This is a genomic window from Azospirillum sp. B2RO_4 (assembly GCF_051124815.1).
In the GTDB taxonomy this organism is placed as follows: domain Bacteria; phylum Pseudomonadota; class Alphaproteobacteria; order Azospirillales; family Azospirillaceae; genus Azospirillum.
Genome location: NZ_CP118485.1, coordinates 1,495,172 through 1,511,076, shown reverse-complemented (window position 1 = coordinate 1,511,076; position 15,905 = coordinate 1,495,172). Strand labels below are relative to the sequence as shown.

The following is a 15,905-nucleotide window of genomic DNA, read 5'->3' as shown; positions in this document are numbered from 1 at the left end:
GTCAGCCCCGGTGGCCGGGGCGCGAGGCGGCGATGGTGCGGCTGAGGTAGATCACAGGCGCCAGCCCGACCAGCACGATCACCAGGGCAGGCAGGGCGGCGTCGTCCAACCGCTCGGTGGAGGCCATGCGGAAGGCCTCGATCGCCAGCGTGTCGAAGTTGAATGGCCGCAGGATCATCGTCGCCGGCAGTTCCTTGGTGATGTCGACGAACACCAGCATGGCGGCGCTCAGCAGGCTGGGGCGCAGCAGCGGCAGATGGACCCGGCGCAGCACCTGCAGTGGCGTATGGCCGAGCGAGCGGGCCGCGCCTTCCAGATTCGGGCCGATCTTGGCGAAGCCGGACTCCAGCGGCCCATAGGCGACGACGAAGAAGCGGATCAGATAGCCATAGAGGATGCCGGCGATGGTGGTGCCGAGGATGGCGCCCATCGGCCAGCCGGTCCAGTCGCGCGTCAGCCCGACGGTGATGAGGATGCCGACGGCGATCACCGTCCCCGGCGTGGCGTAACCGAGCGAGGCGAGGCGCGCGGCGCCGGTGGCGAAGCCGCTGCGGTCGTGGCGCACGCCATGGATCACCATCAGCGCCACCGTGACCACCAGCAGCGCGCCGCTGGCGCCGAGGATGAAGGTGTTGACCGTCAGGTCGGTGAAGCGGGCGAGCGTCAATTCCGTGCCGCCGCGCAGGATCATGCGGATCAGCACCGCCCCCGGCAGCAGGAAGCCGAACAGGACCGGTGTCAGGCAGACGATCCAGGCCACGACGGTGCCACGGGCCGACAGTCGCGGGGCGGGCAGGGCGCGGTAGCGGCCGGTGGTCTGGTGGAAGCGCATCCGGCCGCGCGACAGCCGCTCCAGCCCGACCAGCGCCAGCACCACCAGCAGCAGGACGGCGGCCAACTGCGCCGCCGCCGCCGGATCGCCCAACGCGAACCAGGTGCGGTAGATGCCGACGGTGAAGGTGTCGATGCCGAAATAGCGTACGGCGCCGAAGTCGGCCAGCGTCTCCATCAGCGCATAGCCGACGCCGGCCACCAGCGCCGGGCGGGCCAGCGGCAGCGCCACGCGGCGGAAGGCGCCGAACTGGGTACAGCCCAACGTCCGGCTGGCCTCCAGCACGCAGACCGATTGTTCCAGGAAGGCGGCGCGGGTCAGCACATAGACGTAGGGGTACAGTACCGACGACAGCACCAGCCCTGCGCCCCAGGCGGTGTGGATTTCCGGGAACCAGTAGTCGCCGCGCCGCCAGCCGAAGCTGGCGCGCAGGAAGGACTGCAGCGGTCCGGCATATTGCAGGAAATCGGTGTAGGTGTAGGCCAGCACATAGGCCGGCATGGCCAGCGGCAGCAGCAGCAGCCATTGCAGGACCCCGCGCCCGCGGAAGTCGTGCATGGTGACGGTCCAGGCGCAGGCGACGCCGGTCACCAGCGTGACGACGCCGACGATGCCCAGCAGGATCAGCGTGTTGAGGATGTAGCCGGGAAGCACCGTCCGCGCCATGTGCCCCCACAGATCGGTGGAGACGCCGGCCGACTGGACGAAGACGGCGAGGATCGGCAGGGCGATCAGCAGCGCGAGGATCAGGGCGAACAGGCCGGTCGGGCCGATACGCGACCACAAGCGACGGAGAGGGAAGGACGGGGAGCCGGGTGACTTCGCGTCGGTCGCCATCGCCATGCGGAAACATCCTCGCACTGGTTCAAAAAGAAGGCGGCGCCTGCTCCCTGGAGGGGGCAAGCGCCGCCGGTACTCTACACTATATGCGAACCGTTATCAGCTGGCTTCGGCGGCGCGCTGGTGACGCTTGCGCTCGTTCGGGTCGAGGTAGCGCTTGCGCAGGCGGATCGACTTCGGCGTCACCTCCACCAGCTCGTCGTCGGAGATGTAGGACAGCGCCTTTTCCAGGGTCATCTGGATCGGCGGGGTCAGGCGAACCGCCTCGTCCTTGCTGGTGGTGCGGATGTTCGTCAGCTGCTTGCCCTTGATGACGTTGACCTCGAGGTCGTTGCCGCGGGTGTGCTCGCCGATGATCATGCCCTGGTACACCGGCACGCCCGGATCGATCAGCATCGGGCCGCGATCCTCAAGGTTCCACAGCGCGTAGGCGACCGAGGTGCCGTCGCTGTTGGAGATCAGGACGCCGGTGCGCCGCGCCGCGATGGCGCCCTTGAACGGGGCGTAGCCATGGAACAGGCGGTTCATGATGCCGGTGCCGCGGGTGTCCGTCAGGAACTCGCTCTGGTAACCGATCAGGCCGCGCGACGGGGCGTGGAAGACGATGCGGGTCTTGTCGCCGCCGCTGGGACGCATCTCGATCAGGTCGGCCTTGCGCTCCGACATCTTCTGGACGACGGTGCCGGAGAACTCCTCGTCGACGTCGACGACGACTTCCTCGATCGGCTCCAGACGCTGACCATTGAGCGGGTCGGTCTTGAACAGCACGCGCGGACGGCTGATCGCCAGCTCATACCCCTCGCGGCGCATGGTCTCGATCAGGATGCCCAGCTGCAGTTCGCCGCGGCCGGCCACCTCGAAGGCGTCGCCGCCCTCGGTGTCGGTGACGCGGAGAGCCACGTTGCCCTCGGCCTCGCGCATCAGGCGGTCGCGGATCATGCGGCTGGTGACCTTGTCGCCCTCGCGGCCGGCCAGCGGGCTGTCGTTGACCGAGAAGGTCATCGCCAGGGTCGGCGGGTCGATCGGCTGGGCGGCCAGCGGCTCGGCGACTTCCGGCGCGCAGATGGTGTCGGCCACGGTGGTGTTGGTCAGGCCGGCCAGCGCGACGATGTCGCCGGCATGCGCCTCGTCCACCGGAACACGCTCCAGGCCGCGGAAGGCCAGCACCTTGCTGATGCGGGCGTTCTCGACCAGCTTGCCGTCGCGGCTCATCGACTTGACGGCCATGTTGACCTTGACCGAACCGGTCAGGATGCGGCCGGTCAGGATGCGGCCCAGATACGGGTTCGCTTCCAGCGTGGTCGCCAGCATGCTGAAGGGCAGGTCTTCCTCGACCTTCGGGGCCGGGACATGGTCGCGGATCAGCTCGAACAGCGGGGTCAGCGTCTCGCGGGCGCCGTTCTCCAGGTCCGTGGTCGCCCAGCCGTTGCGGCCCGAGGCGAACAGGGTCGGGAAGTCCAGCTGCTCGTTCGAGGCGTCGAGCGAGGCGAACAGGTCGAACACCTCGTCATGCACCTCGTGCGGACGGCCGTCGGGACGGTCCACCTTGTTGATGACGACGATGGGGCGCAGTCCGAGCTTCAGGGCCTTGCCCAGCACGAACTTGGTCTGCGGCAGCGGGCCTTCGGCCGCGTCGCAGAGCAGGACGACGCCGTCGACCATGGAGAGAATACGCTCCACCTCGCCGCCGAAATCGGCGTGGCCGGGGGTGTCGACGATGTTGATGCGCAGGTCGTTCCACAGAACGGACGTGCACTTGGCCAGGATGGTGATGCCGCGCTCGCGCTCCAGATCGTTGGAGTCCATGGCGCGCTCAGCCACCTGCTGGTTCTCGCGGAACGAGCCGGCCTGCTTGAGGAGTTGGTCAACCAGCGTGGTCTTGCCGTGGTCGACGTGGGCGATGATGGCGACGTTACGGAGATTCATGGAGCCTTGGTCTCGCAATGGCACCCCCGACACGCAGCACCTTGCCACAAACAACAAAAAGGCCCGCCGAAGACTATCGGTGGGCGCTGTCGGGGAAACTGTTGCGGCGCAATATATGGATATTCAGCAAAAACGCAAGCGCCGTGCCCTTTGGCCTAACGCGAATTTCCGGGATGGAGCCATGCGTCATTGGACCTTACATTGGGAACGATGATCCGCTTCGCCTCCGCTTCCCGCCCCCCGTCACGCCGCCGAGCGGCCGCCGCAACGAGGATTGCAGCCGTGCCGCTCAAGGCCCCCATCGCCGCTCCGCTGGTCGCCGCCCTGCTGTTGCTGGGGCCGGCAAGCGCCGGGCATGCCCAGGATTCGCCCCCCGACAGCATCCCCGGCGCCGTGCCGGCGGTGCCGCCGCAGGTCGGGCCGGCCGAGAGCGCGCCGCCGGATGAGGAGGTGCGGCCGGCCGGCATCACCTATGAGGTGGACATCACCGGCGTCGAGGATGACGGGCTGCGCGGCACTCTGCGCGACGCCTCCTCCCTGGTGGAGTTGAAGGACGACCATCCGCCCTCGCTGATCGGGCTGGAGCGGCGGGCCGACAGCGACCGCGACCGTCTGCAGACGGCGCTGCGCTCCGCCGGCTATTACGACGCGAAGCTGGACATCCGCATCGAGGACCCGGCCGCGACCGGCACCCTGCCCGCCGGGGGAGAGGCGCCGCCGGTCAAGGTGACGGTGGCGGTGACGCCGGGGCCGCTCTACCACATCAAGACGGTGACCGTGCGCGGCGCCACCAACTCCACTGGCGGTTCGACCCTGCCGAAGGAGGTCGCGACCGACGATCTCGGCCTCGCCGCCGGTGCTCCGGCGGTGGCGCAGAAGGTACTGGATGCCGAATCGGAGCTGGTCGGCCGGCTGACCAAGCGCGGCTATGCCTTCGCCAAGGCGTCGGACCGCGAGGTGGTCGTCGACCATTCCGACCGGACGATGGATGTCGCCTACACCGTCGATACCGGGCCGCTGACCCGCTATGGCGCCACCCGGATCGAAGGGTTGGAGAAGGTCGACGAGGAACTGGTGCGCGGGCGCCTCGCCTGGAAGGAGGGGCAGGTCTTCGATCCGGCCGCCACCGACCGGGCGCGCCAGGACATCGCCGCGCTTCAGGTCTTCGACACCGTCCGCGTGCGGATGGCGGACGAGCCGGGGCCGGACGGCGTGACGCCGGTGATCGTCTCGGTCAGCGAGCGCAAGCGCCGCTTCATCGGCGGCGGCGTCACCTTTTCGACGCAGGACGGGCTGGGCGCCAACGCCTATTGGGGCCACCGCAACCTGTTCGGCGGAGCGGAACAACTGCGCGTCGGCGTCGATGTCGGGCGTGTGGCCGGATCGTCCGGCGGCACGTCGAGCAAGGGCAACGACCTGCCGGACCTGCGTTTCAGCGTCAATTTCCGCAAACCCGACTTCCTGGCGGTGAAACAGTCGCTGCTGGTCAATTTCGCCGTGGTGAACGACCAGCCGCCGGCCTACAGCCGGGTCGCGTCGGAACTGACGGTCAAGCTGGAACGGCCGCTGACCGATCAGCTGACCATCAGCTACGGCCTGGCCGGCGAGCGTGGGCGGGTGCGGACGGAGGACAAGACCTATCAGACCTCCTTCATCGGCGTGCCTCTGGGGGCGGCCTGGAACGGCACCGACAATCTGCTGAACCCGACTTCCGGCCAGCGGGCTTCGCTGCAGGTGACGCCTTGGTTCCCGGTGGGCGGGGATACGGAGTCGCCCTTCACCTCGGTGCTGTTCAACGGCTCCACCTATTACGATCTCGGCAATGACGGGCGCTATGTCGCCGCGGCGCGGATCGGGCTGGGCAGCATCCTCGGCACCTCGCTGTCGGACATCCCGCCCGACCACCGCTTCTATGCCGGCGGCGGCGGGTCGGTGCGCGGCTACGGCTTCCAGAAGGCGGGGCCGCGCGACCGCTATGACGATCCGGTCGGCGGCCGGTCGCTGTTCGAGATTGGGGCGGAACTGCGCATCAAGGTGACGGAGAGCATCGGCATCGTGCCCTTTGTCGATGCCGGCACGGTGTATGATTCGGCCTATCCCGACTTCAGCGAGCCTCTGCGGGTCGGTGCCGGTCTGGGGTTGCGCTACTACACCGATTTCGGGCCGCTGCGCGTCGATGTCGGCATTCCCCTCAATCCCGCCAGCGGCGACGCGCGCTGGCAGCTGTATCTCAGCCTGGGGCAGGCTTTCTAATCTCCCTCTCCCGGGGCGGGAGAGGGCACGACGTCAAGGGCACATTTTCGTCCCAATCCTCCGGGACGATGACCGTTTATTGCGGTTAGGACACAGGTGGCTGGTGAAAGGGCATGGTGTGACGGCGGTTCGTTTTCTTCTGGTCGGTCTGACGATCCTCACCGGCCTGATGGCCGGCCCGCAGCCCGTCAGGGCCCTTTCGCTGTTCTCCGGCGACTCCGCCCGCGCGTGGCTGACGGAGAAGATCGAAGGGGCGGTCGAATCGCCGGACATGCACCTGAAGCTCGGCGCCATCGACGGCAGCATCCCGACCGACTTCACCATCGCCACCGTCACGCTGGCCGACAGCCAGGGTGTCTGGCTGACCATTGACCGGCTGCATGTGGTGATGTCGCCGTCCGCCCTGTTCCTGCGCAGCGCCAAGATCGATGCGCTGGAAGCGGCGTCGGTGACGGTGACCCGCGCGCCGGTCAGTACCCAGCCCGCTGCGCCGTCGGATCCCAATGCCTCGCTTTTGCCCAGCCTGCCGGTGGACGTCGACCTGAAGAAGCTGGTGGTGGAGCGGCTGGACCTGGCGCCGGCGCTGCTGGGCGAACAGGCGGTGCTGCGCATCGCCGGTTCCCTGTTGCTGGAGCATGGCGGAGGGGCGCTGAACGCCAACCTGTCGGTGGCGCGCATCGACGACAAGCCGGGCCAAGCCGATCTGGTCGCCGCCTTCGATCCCGGCGCGAATACGCTCAACCTGTCGGTCAATGCGTCGGAGCCTGCGGGCGGCGTCATGGCCCGCGCGCTGTCGATGCCCGGCCTGCCGCCGGTCGAACTGGCGCTGAAGGGCGACGGCTCGCTGGACGACTGGACCGGCAAGCTGACCGCCACCGCCGGCGAGGCCGCGGCCCCCACCGGTACGCTCAACACCGACGTCACCATCAAGAAGGCGCCGGAGGGGCATGTCCTGACGCTGGCGGCCGGCGGCAATGTCGCGCCGCTGATCGCCGGATTGGCGGGCGACACGGTGACGCCGCTGATCGGCCCCAGCCCGACGCTGGACGCCACCATTGTGCGGGCGCCATCAGGCGCCATTACCCTGCGTCCGCTGGCGCTGACCGTCGCCGCCGCGAACGCGACGGTGAACGGCGACATCGGCGCCGATTACAACAGCCTGAACCTGCGCTGGACCATCCAGGCCGGGCCGGACTCCACCCTGCACCCGCTGGTGCCGCTGTCCTGGCGCGAGGGCGTTGTGGAGGGCTCCGCCGAAGGGGCGTTGAGCGCGCTGAATGTCGTGGTCAACGCCACCCTGCGCGACCTCGCCGGCGACGATCCCGCCCTGTCCCAACTGACTGGGCCGGAGACCACGCTGGCCGCCCGCGCGAAGATCGACACCGGCAGCGGCGGGATCGGGCTGGAGACGTTGGCGCTGAACGCTGCCGCCGCGCGTGCCGAGGCGAAGGGGAGCATCGGCGGCTGGGGCCAGACGGCCGACCTGACCCTGAGCGCGAGCGCCGACGACCTTGCCCCGCTGTCCGGCCTCGCCGGCCGGCCGCTCGCCGGTGCGGTGGTGCTGTCGGGACCGGTCAAGCGCGTCGCCGACGGCACGCTGACCGCCGATCTGACCGGCTCAATCGACCGGCTGTCCACCGGCACCCCGGCCGACGCCGTGCTGGGCGACAAGGCGACGCTGGCGCTGGCGGCACGCATGGAACCCGACGGTGCCATGCGCCTGACCGACCTGACGGTGGATGGCCGCAACGGCAAGCTGACCGCCGATGCGGCTCTGGCGGACAACAAGGTCGATGCGCAAACCACCCTGACGGTGGCGAAGCTGGAACCGCTGGGCACGGCGCTCGGCACGCCGATGGAAGGGGCGGCGACGCTCGAGGCCACCGCCCGTGGTCCGCTCGACGCCATCCAGGCTCAGGCGACGCTGAACGCCCGCGACCTCGTGGTGCAGGGCCGCCGGCTCGGCGCCACGGAGGTGAAGGCGACGGCCGCCGGCCTGCCGGCCACGCCGAACGGTACGGTGTCGGCCCGCACCAACCTGGACAAGACCCCGCTGTCGTTCGACGGGCGCTATGCGTTGCGCGAACAGACGCTGCGGCTGGACGGGCTGACCATCGCCAACGGCAACAACCGCATCACCGGCGAGGCGCAGGTGGCGCTCGACACGCTGCTCGCCACCGGTCGGCTGGAGGGCAAGCTGCCCAACCTGAACGGCCTGTCGGAACTGGCGGGCATGCCGCTCGGCGGTGGGGCGACCTTCACCCTGGCGCTGGACGGCAAGGGCGGCAAGCAAGCGGCCAGCCTGACCGCCGACGCCAGTGATCTGCGGGTGGAGGGCCAAGGGGAAGGGCAGGGTGGACCGCTGCTGACTGCCCGGAAACTGACGGCAAAGGCCGATGTCGCCGATGCGCTGGGCATCCCCAGCGGCAAGGCGCGGGTGGAGATGACCGACGGCAACGCCGCCGGCAACGACCTGCGCAGCGTCACCGCCTCCGTCGACGGCTCGCTGGCGAAGGCCGGTTTCCAGGCCAAGGCCAACGGTGCCGGCGAACAGCCGGTCGCGCTCGACCTTGCCGGCGGGCTGGCGATGGACGGCGGGGTGACCCGCATCCGGCTCGACCGTCTGCAGGCGCGCTATGCCGGCGAGGATCTGCGGATGACCGCGCCGGCCACCATCCTTCTCGCCGACCGCCGTTATGAGGTGAAGGATCTTCGGCTGTCATCCGGCAGTGCCCGGCTGGCCGCCGACCTGGGCCTGAACGGCGAGCGGCTGAGCGGCGAACTGACCATCGACCGCCTGCCGCTGGCGCTGGCGAAGCTGGCCAGTCCGACGCTGGCGCTGGACGGCATCGCCAATGCGCGGGCGTCGCTGGGCGGCACGCTGCGCAGCCCGCGCGCCGACGCCACGATTCGGATCAGCGGGCTGAAGGCGCAGCAGACCACCCAGGCCGGGCTGCCCGGCATCGACGCGACGGCGGACATCCAGTGGCGCGACCGCCGGCTGACCCTGGCCAGCCGGGTCGCCATGCCGAAGAATGCCGGCACGCTGACCGCCAACGCCGCCCTGCCGCTGGTGATGAATCCGGACAGCTACGCCGTCAGCGTGCCGCCCAATGGCGCGCTGGAGGCGGCGGTCAACGGCACGGTGGACATGTCGCTGGCGAACGACCTGCTCGCCGCGTCGGGCGACCGGGCGCGCGGCCAGCTGCGGCTGGACGTGCGGGCCGGCGGGACGGTGGACAAACCGTCGCTGGGCGGATCGGTGGTGCTGGCGAATGGACGCTACGAGAACCGGGCCTCGGGTGCCGTCATCACCAACATCGAGGCGCGGCTGATCGGCGATGGCGACGTCTTCACTATCCAGAGCTTCCGCGGCCGGACCCGCAACGGCGGGGCCATCACCGCAAACGGCGTCATCCGTCCGGGGGCCGCCGCCGACCAGCAGTTGGACATCAGGTTGCAGGCCGACAATGCCCGGCTGCTGGAAATCGATTTGGTGACGGCGGAGATCGGGGCGAACCTGACCCTGACCGGCGGCTTCACCAACGCCCGGCTGGCCGGGCCGGTCGACATCCGCCGTGCCGAGATTCAGGTTCCCGACCGCATGCCCGCCAACGTCGTCGACCTGAAGGTGACGGAGGTCGGTAAGGGCCGCCGCGCCCGCGGGACGACCCAGGTGTCCACCGCCGGCGGCACGCGCCGGGTGCCTGTGCCGGAGGAGGCGCCCCCGGCCGCCTCGCCCTTCGTGCTGGCGCTGGACATGACGGTGAATGCGCCGAATCAGATCTTCGTGCGTGGCCGCGGGCTGAACGCGGAGTTGGGCGGCAACCTGCGTGTCGGCGGCACCGCCGCCGCGCCGGAGGTGACCGGCCGCTTCACCATCCTGAAAGGCAGCCTGGACCTGCTGGCCAAGAATTTCGAGTTCAAGCGAGGCATCTTCGATTTCGACGGCACGCAGCCGATCGACCCGCGCCTGGACCTGCTGGCCGAGGCGACGGCCAACGGCATCACCGCCGACGTCGTGGTCAGCGGCACTGCCCGTCAGCCGAAGATCGAGTTGACCTCGCCGCAGGGGCTTCCCCAGGACGAGGTGCTGGCCGGCGTGTTGTTCGGCAAGTCGGTCGGCGATCTCAGCGCGGCGGAGGCGGTTCAGTTGGCCCAGTCGGCGGCGACGCTGGCGGGGGTCGGCGGCGGTGGCGGCGGCATTCTCGACAAGGTGCGCCGCGGCCTGGGCGTCGACCGGCTGGACTTCACCCAGGGCGAGAACGGCAAGGGCGGCGCCGTGCAGGCCGGCCGCTATGTCAGCGACCGCGTCTATGTCGGCGTCGAACAGGGCATCGGCGCCAACCAGAGTCGGGCCAAGGTCGAGATCGACATCACCAAGAACCTGAAGGGCACCGCGTCGGTCGGGGCCAACTCGGAAACGAAATTCGGGGTGATCTACGAGAAGGATTATTGAGGGAGAGGGTCAGGGGGCCGGTCGGCCGGCCCCTACCACCCCACGACGATCCGCGCGTGCGACGGCACCGGCACGATGCCGTCCACCGCCTGGGCATCGAATCGCCGGGCGATGTCCTCCTCCAGCGCCTTGCGGCGCTCCGCGCTCAATCCGCCCAGCCGGTGGCCGAAGCTCATGTCCAGCGCGGCCCGCCAGAAGGGTTGGCCGGCTGGGGCCTTGCGCACCGGGGTCAGGTCGGTCTCCGACGTTTCCGTGAATCCAGCGGCCCGCATCACGCCGGACAGCAATCCCGGCTCAGCGAAGCGGAACAGCGGGTCGAGGCTGCCGTCCTCGCCGAGATGGGCGGCGACCACGTCGCCGATCTCCGCGAACAGCCCGTTTCCGGCGCGCGGACCCCACACCATGAAGGCGGCCTTGCCGCCGGGGCGCAGGACGCGCCGCACCTCGCGCAGGGCGGAGTCCACATCCGGCACGAACATGATGCCGAAACGGCAGGTCACCCCGTCGAAGGCGGCGTCGGCGAAGGGCAGGGCGGTCATGTCGGCGGCGGTGAAGGCGGGGGCCGGTCCCTCCACGCTGCGGGCACGACGGACGGCGCCGGCCATCATGCCGGGGACGAGGTCGCTGCCCACCACCAGCCCCTCCGGTCCGGCGCGGCGCGCGGCGCTCAGCGCCGGCTCGCCAGCACCCGACGCGAGGTCGAGCAGCCGGTGACCCTCCGCCAGTCCGGCGGCGTCCAGGAGCGGGCGGTTCAGCTTGTCGGCCAGATCGGCCATCGGATCGGCCCAACGGTCCCAGGCGTCGGCGCTGGCGGCCCAGCGGTCACGCTCTCTGGTGGCATCGGGATGGGCGGCATCGGGAGCGGGAGTGTCGGGAAGGGTGGTCGCGGTCAATGGAGAAGCCTCGCCGTGCCGGCCACGCGCTGGACCGTGTCGGCGTCGTTCAGCCGTTCGCCCAGCGCCGACAACTCGTCGGACAGCTTGCGGTTGGCGTCGGTCAGTTGCTGGATGCGGGTCTGCGCCGCCTGCTGCTGCTGGGACAGGGTCGCCACCGTCTCCGTCAGCTTGCGGATTTGCTGGGACTGGCGGGCCGCCGCCTCGTTCAGGCTGCGGCGGATCGATCCGACGGCCACCAGCACGACGGTGCTGACGGTCACGCCGGCCATGATGGCGACGATGCTGATCCCGGTGAACCAGTCCATGGGCGGAAAGCTTCGGCCCATTTCGCCGTTCGGTCAAGCAGCCTGACAGTCGGCGAACACAACGGACCCGGCGCCATGGCCGGCGTCGGGTCCGTATGGAAATCGGAAATCGGCGGGTGTGGTCAGCCGACGGAGCCGCTGACCGGGCGCTCCGCCTTCATGCGCAGTTCCTTCAGGTGGTCGCCGAAGGCACGCAGGACCGGCATGATGCGCTGGGTCTGGTCGGTGGTGACGTGGGCGTCGGTCTTCAGGACGATGGTCGGCGCCTCGCTCATCAGGCGCTTGGCGCGCATCGGGCCGACCTTGTCGTCGAGGAACATGGCCATGCCCATCAGGATGCCCAGCGTGACGTCGTCCGGAGCCTTGGGCAGGGCCAGGACTTCATGAAGCTCGTTCAGCAGCGTGTAGGCGACGATGGAGGTGCGTTCGATGGTGTCGACGTCGGCGGCCATGGGCATCGGGCAGGTCCTCGGGAAACGTTCGGATGAAACGTTGCAGGTGAGACGCTGGCGGGTGACGCGGGATGGCGTCCCCATGGGCGCCAGCGCTTGCGAAATCCGTCGTGCCCCGAGGGTAATCGTCATTTTATAACCAAAGTGTTAACCAAGCCACTCCCGAGTCGTTCGAGTCGCATTTTTCCGAGTCGCAATCTCCCGTTCTCAGCGTTTTCCGCTGCTGCGCGTCCTGGTCGAAAGCGACAGTTCGGCCACTTCCTCTCGCGCGCTGCTGACGAGACCGGCCGACTGCACGACGCCGCGGTTGAAGGGATGATAGGTCTGCGCGTAGATGCTTCGGATCTTGGTCACGTAATCCTTCGTCTCGCGATAGGGCGGGATGCCTTTGTACTGCAGGACCGCCCCTTCGCCGGCGTTGTAGCCCGCCAGCGCATAGGCGACGTTGCCGTCGAAATAGGCCAGCAGCCAGCGCAGATACTTCATGCCGCCGCGCAGATTCTGCTCGGCGTTGAAGGGATCGGAGACGCCGAACCGCTCGGCGGTTTCCGGGATCAGCTGCATCAGCCCCTGGGCGTTCTTGTTCGACACGACGTCGACGCGGTAGCCGGACTCGACCGCGATGACCGCCAGCACCAGATCGGGATCGAGGCCGTAGGTCGGCGCCATCTTCTGCACCATGGCGCGGATCTCGGCCGGCGGCTTGCGGATGATGCCCCAGCGCAGGTTGGGCGGCTCGCAGCGGTCGGGCGTCTTCACCTTGGCGCTGACTGTGCCGACCAGCCGCTCCGCCTGCTCGTTGCCGAGGGAGGCGGCCTTGCGCAGCCAGGCACGGCCGAGATCGGCATCCTTGGACACGCCGCCCACACCGGCCATGTGCATGCGGCCGGCCATCAAGGCCGCGTCCGCATAGTCCTGACGGGCGGCGCGGCAGTAGAGGGATAAGGCGAGCCGGGAATCGGCCTTCACCCCGTTGGCGCGGTCGTAATGCTGGGCCAGTTCATATTGGGCCCGGGCGCTGCCCTTGCTGGCGAGGGCCTCCAGCGCGGCGACGGTCTTTTCGGCGATGCCGGCGTTCGCGGGCGCTGCCGCCAGCAGGGCGGGCAGGAGTACTGCGGCCGACAGCGCGGCCAGCCGTACAGAACAACGGGTTCCATGCCTGGCGATGCGCCGCGAGGTTGCGGAGAAGCGGGACGCGGACGATGTACCGCAAAGGTTCGTGTGGCCTTCCACAGGACCCCCCTGTATGATTTTCTTCAGGCTTTCGGAGACCATCGAAAGGTCGGAAGCAGAACTCTCAGGGAGGACGCCGCTGTATCCGTCTGGCCGGGTGTCAGGCGTGGCGGCATAAGCCGAAACGGAAGGCCGGCTGCCGGAAAATACATCGCCGTAAGTGCTTGATGTGGCGCTGCCAATAAAAAATACATAGGCCGATCGACGAATGTCGGTCGGTCTTTTTCTTTTCACGTTGGTCATGCGTCCTCCAATCGAGTTGGAGAAATAACGAAAGACCAGTTGTTACGCCAACGCCCGAACGGTGATTGCCGTGGGATACACGGGGTACTCTAGGGGTTAGGCGTCCCTATTGTATGACCCATTAGCCTTTTTCCCAACTGGCAGCTCCTTTGTGCGCTCATTAAGTACGGATCGGGCCAGATAATCGGCTGCAAATTCGATGGCCCCGGATGATGGCGATTTTCCTTTGAAGATCTCCGCGTCCGGGGCCTTCGCGCCGGAGGCCCCGGCATTGTCGCCCGCACCCAAAAAAGCGGTCGGCGTCGCCGTGGCGGACGGCATTGAAGGAGGCATCGTTTCACCGATGGCGAACCACGTCGCGACAACCTTGAGCCACCGACTGCGCGGCCCGGCACTGGCCGATCCGATGCCGTTCGGCGCCGAGGCCGTTGGCCGGACCCGCTCGGACGGCCTGCCGACGTACACAGACCAGAACACCGCCGATGCCGGGATGGAGACCCATTTGACTGTCGATGCGGAGGCCCAAACGGAGCCAAAGCGGGCCGAAGCCGGCGCCGGGGCCGACGAAGCCGATACGGCCGCCGCCGATGCCGGCGTGGTGGCCGGTCAGGCGGAAGCCGAGGAGGAGTTCCGTCCCGATCCCAACGCTCCGCCCGATCCCGCGGTGATCCGCCAGATCGAGGAGGAGATCCCGCGGCTGCGCCGGTTTGCGCGCGCCATGGTGCGCGATGCGACGCTGGCCGACGATCTGGTCCAGGAGTGCCTCGAACGGGCGCTGTCGCGCCTGCATCTGTGGCGGCCCGGCACCAACCTTCGCGCCTGGCTGTTCACGATCCTGCGCAACCTGCACATCAACGGCGTGCGCCGCCGTCAGCCGGTGGTCGACATCGACGCCGAGGCACAGGCCGCGATCGGGGCCGCACCGGGGTCGCAGTTCGTGCGGATGGAGCTGCGCGACCTGCGCCGGGCGCTGGCCCTGCTCCCCAACGAGCAGCGCGAGGTCGTTCTGCTGATCGGCCTTGAAGGGATCTCCTACAACGAGGCGGCCGACATCCTCGGCATATCCATCGGAACCGTGAAGTCGCGCCTGTCGCGTGGACGACGTGCCCTGCGGCTGCTGATGGAGGGACGGGATCCGTCGGACGACGCGGACGCCTGATCACAGGGCGTCTGTGCACGGACGCCTGAGCCGGCCGATATCGGCGACATGATGGATTTCGCGGGGTGCCCGGTCGCCGGGTGCCCCGTTTTCATGTGCCGTCCTTCGCTCTTCCGCCATGACGGGCGCAAAGGCGGAAAAAAAGAACGGCGGCGCCCGCTTTGGACGCCGCCGGAGGCGGGGACAATCGAAGCACCGCCCTGGCCTGCCGGCCCTGACGTCACCTCTGGAGGAGAGAATGTTGCAGCGTCAGGAGATACCGTAGTCAACCGGGCGATCCGCCGATGGTTCCTTCGCGCCGGGATAAGGTCACGGCGGAGAAACCCATGGGCCGATCGCCCGGCCGGTTGGCCTTCTGCCTACCGTCGCCGCACCAGACCCATGATCAGGCTGATGGCGAACAGGATCAGGAACAGGAAGAACAGGATCTGCGCGATGCCGGAGCTTGCCGACGCGATCCCGCCGAACCCGAGCGCGCCGGCGATCAGCGCGATGACGAAGAAAACAAGAGCCCAGTAGAGCATCATACCCTCCCTCGGTCGGCCGAATAGTCACCAAGGACTGCCGGCGTCGCAGATGAGACAAGTCGTGGCCGCACCCGCCGTCCCGTTGTCTCCGTCACATGGACATTGCCTCGCGGGCAAGTCGGGCCAAGGTGACGGTAAGCACAGCCGGTGCGGCGGCATTCGAAGACCAGAACACTGCCGCCGGCGCGATGTTCCCTGTTCCTGATCGACCAGGCTATCGGTCCACCGTTCGGCGGGTACGGGCTGACATTTATGCAACAAGGGGCCGTCCGGGCTGTTTCCAGGATCATGAGGTCCGGTAATCGCCGGTCGAAGAGGCAGAGAACCAAGGGAGGTACAGATGAAGACCGGATTGTTCCTGGCGGCTATCGCCGCGTCGCTCGCCGTCGCCCCGGCCGCGATGGCGCAGCAGACCTACTCGCAGAGCTATTCTGGCTCTCAGAATTATTCGGGCTCCCACACCTACACCGGCACCTATTCCGGCAGCACCGGCGGCGATATGTCCCGTTCGGCCACAATGGGGTCGGGGGGCTCCTCCCATCGGCAGGCGCCCAGCATCGCCGCGCGCCGCGGCCCCGGACAGAAGCCGATCGAACTGCGCCAGACCACGCTGCTGAATCAGTTGAGCGCTTCCGGCTTTGTCGCGGTGCGCGACTTCCGTAAGGAGGGCGAGCGCTACATCGCCAACGCCATGACCCCGCAGGGCGAATGGACCACCGTGGTCCTCGACCCGCGTGATCTCTCGACCACACGGGCCGGCACCCCGGTCCGCTGAGGCCC

11 protein-coding genes are annotated in these 15,905 nt (G+C 68.5%); 4 read left to right on the top strand and 7 right to left on the bottom strand.

Annotated features, from left to right (window positions below; genetic code table 11):
- Position 1: 1 nt before the first annotated feature.
- Entirely contained in the window at positions 2-1,675 is a 1,674-nt protein-coding gene (locus tag PWS46_RS07170; protein WP_434613039.1) for an ABC transporter permease, read from the bottom strand.
- A 96-nt stretch (positions 1,676-1,771) separates the two neighbouring features.
- Entirely contained in the window at positions 1,772-3,598 is a 1,827-nt protein-coding gene (typA, locus tag PWS46_RS07165) for a translational GTPase TypA (protein ID WP_434613036.1), read from the bottom strand.
- Positions 3,599-3,880: 282 nt separating this feature from the next.
- Between typA and PWS46_RS07160 the strand changes: the two genes are divergently transcribed.
- Together PWS46_RS07160 and PWS46_RS07155 are read left to right on the top strand one after the other, a co-directional pair.
- Positions 3,881-5,851, top strand: a complete 1,971-nt coding sequence (locus PWS46_RS07160) for an autotransporter assembly complex protein TamA (RefSeq protein WP_434613033.1) — start codon at positions 3,881-3,883, stop codon at positions 5,849-5,851.
- A gap of 103 nt (positions 5,852-5,954) precedes the next feature.
- Entirely contained in the window at positions 5,955-10,310 is a 4,356-nt protein-coding gene (locus tag PWS46_RS07155) for a translocation/assembly module TamB domain-containing protein (RefSeq protein ID WP_434613030.1), read from the top strand.
- A 32-nt stretch (positions 10,311-10,342) separates the two neighbouring features.
- Here the strand turns inward: PWS46_RS07155 and PWS46_RS07150 are convergent, their stop codons facing one another.
- The 4 genes from PWS46_RS07150 to PWS46_RS07135 all read right to left on the bottom strand — a co-directional run bounded on the left by PWS46_RS07150 (position 10,343) and on the right by PWS46_RS07135 (position 13,439).
- The gene (locus PWS46_RS07150) at positions 10,343-11,203 is read right to left on the bottom strand and encodes a class I SAM-dependent methyltransferase (protein ID WP_434613027.1); all 861 of its coding nucleotides are present in this window, start codon (positions 11,201-11,203) and stop codon (positions 10,343-10,345) included.
- A complete protein-coding gene (locus PWS46_RS07145) occupies positions 11,200-11,511 on the bottom strand; it encodes a hypothetical protein (RefSeq protein ID WP_109157472.1) in 312 nt (103 codons plus the stop codon). The genes PWS46_RS07150 and PWS46_RS07145 overlap by 4 nt, the downstream gene beginning before the upstream one ends.
- Positions 11,512-11,633: 122 nt before the next feature.
- Positions 11,634-11,969: a hypothetical protein gene (locus PWS46_RS07140; RefSeq protein WP_109152017.1), complete on the bottom strand. Its 336-nt coding sequence runs from the start codon at positions 11,967-11,969 to the stop codon at positions 11,634-11,636.
- 201 nt (positions 11,970-12,170) lie between these two features.
- Positions 12,171-13,439 carry a lytic transglycosylase domain-containing protein gene (locus PWS46_RS07135; protein WP_434613022.1) on the bottom strand — a complete coding sequence of 423 codons (1,269 nt, stop codon included), beginning with the start codon at positions 13,437-13,439 and terminating at the stop codon, positions 12,171-12,173.
- A gap of 343 nt (positions 13,440-13,782) precedes the next feature.
- Between PWS46_RS07135 and PWS46_RS07130 the strand changes: the two genes are divergently transcribed.
- Positions 13,783-14,598, top strand: a complete 816-nt coding sequence (locus tag PWS46_RS07130; protein WP_434613019.1) for an RNA polymerase sigma factor — start codon at positions 13,783-13,785, stop codon at positions 14,596-14,598.
- Positions 14,599-14,957: 359 nt separating this feature from the next.
- Here the strand turns inward: PWS46_RS07130 and PWS46_RS07125 are convergent, their stop codons facing one another.
- Positions 14,958-15,122: a DUF1328 domain-containing protein gene (locus PWS46_RS07125; RefSeq protein ID WP_085090676.1), complete on the bottom strand. Its 165-nt coding sequence runs from the start codon at positions 15,120-15,122 to the stop codon at positions 14,958-14,960.
- 343 nt (positions 15,123-15,465) lie between these two features.
- Between PWS46_RS07125 and PWS46_RS07120 the strand changes: the two genes are divergently transcribed.
- Positions 15,466-15,900, top strand: coding sequence for a hypothetical protein (locus PWS46_RS07120; RefSeq protein ID WP_434613016.1), 435 nt, complete (start codon positions 15,466-15,468; stop codon positions 15,898-15,900).
- Positions 15,901-15,905 lie beyond the last annotated feature (5 nt).

Coding starts and splice junctions, on each gene's coding strand:
- PWS46_RS07170 (WP_434613039.1), bottom strand. CDS start 1,675: ATGGCGATGGCGACCGACGCGAAGTCACCCGGCTCCCCGTCCTTCCCT.
- typA (WP_434613036.1), bottom strand. CDS start 3,598: ATGAATCTCCGTAACGTCGCCATCATCGCCCACGTCGACCACGGCAAG.
- PWS46_RS07145 (WP_109157472.1), bottom strand. CDS start 11,511: ATGGACTGGTTCACCGGGATCAGCATCGTCGCCATCATGGCCGGCGTG.
- PWS46_RS07140 (WP_109152017.1), bottom strand. CDS start 11,969: ATGCCCATGGCCGCCGACGTCGACACCATCGAACGCACCTCCATCGTC.
- PWS46_RS07135 (WP_434613022.1), bottom strand. CDS start 13,439: ATGACCAACGTGAAAAGAAAAAGACCGACCGACATTCGTCGATCGGCC.
- PWS46_RS07130 (WP_434613019.1), top strand. CDS start 13,783: ATGGCGAACCACGTCGCGACAACCTTGAGCCACCGACTGCGCGGCCCG.
- PWS46_RS07125 (WP_085090676.1), bottom strand. CDS start 15,122: ATGCTCTACTGGGCTCTTGTTTTCTTCGTCATCGCGCTGATCGCCGGC.
- PWS46_RS07120 (WP_434613016.1), top strand. CDS start 15,466: ATGAAGACCGGATTGTTCCTGGCGGCTATCGCCGCGTCGCTCGCCGTC.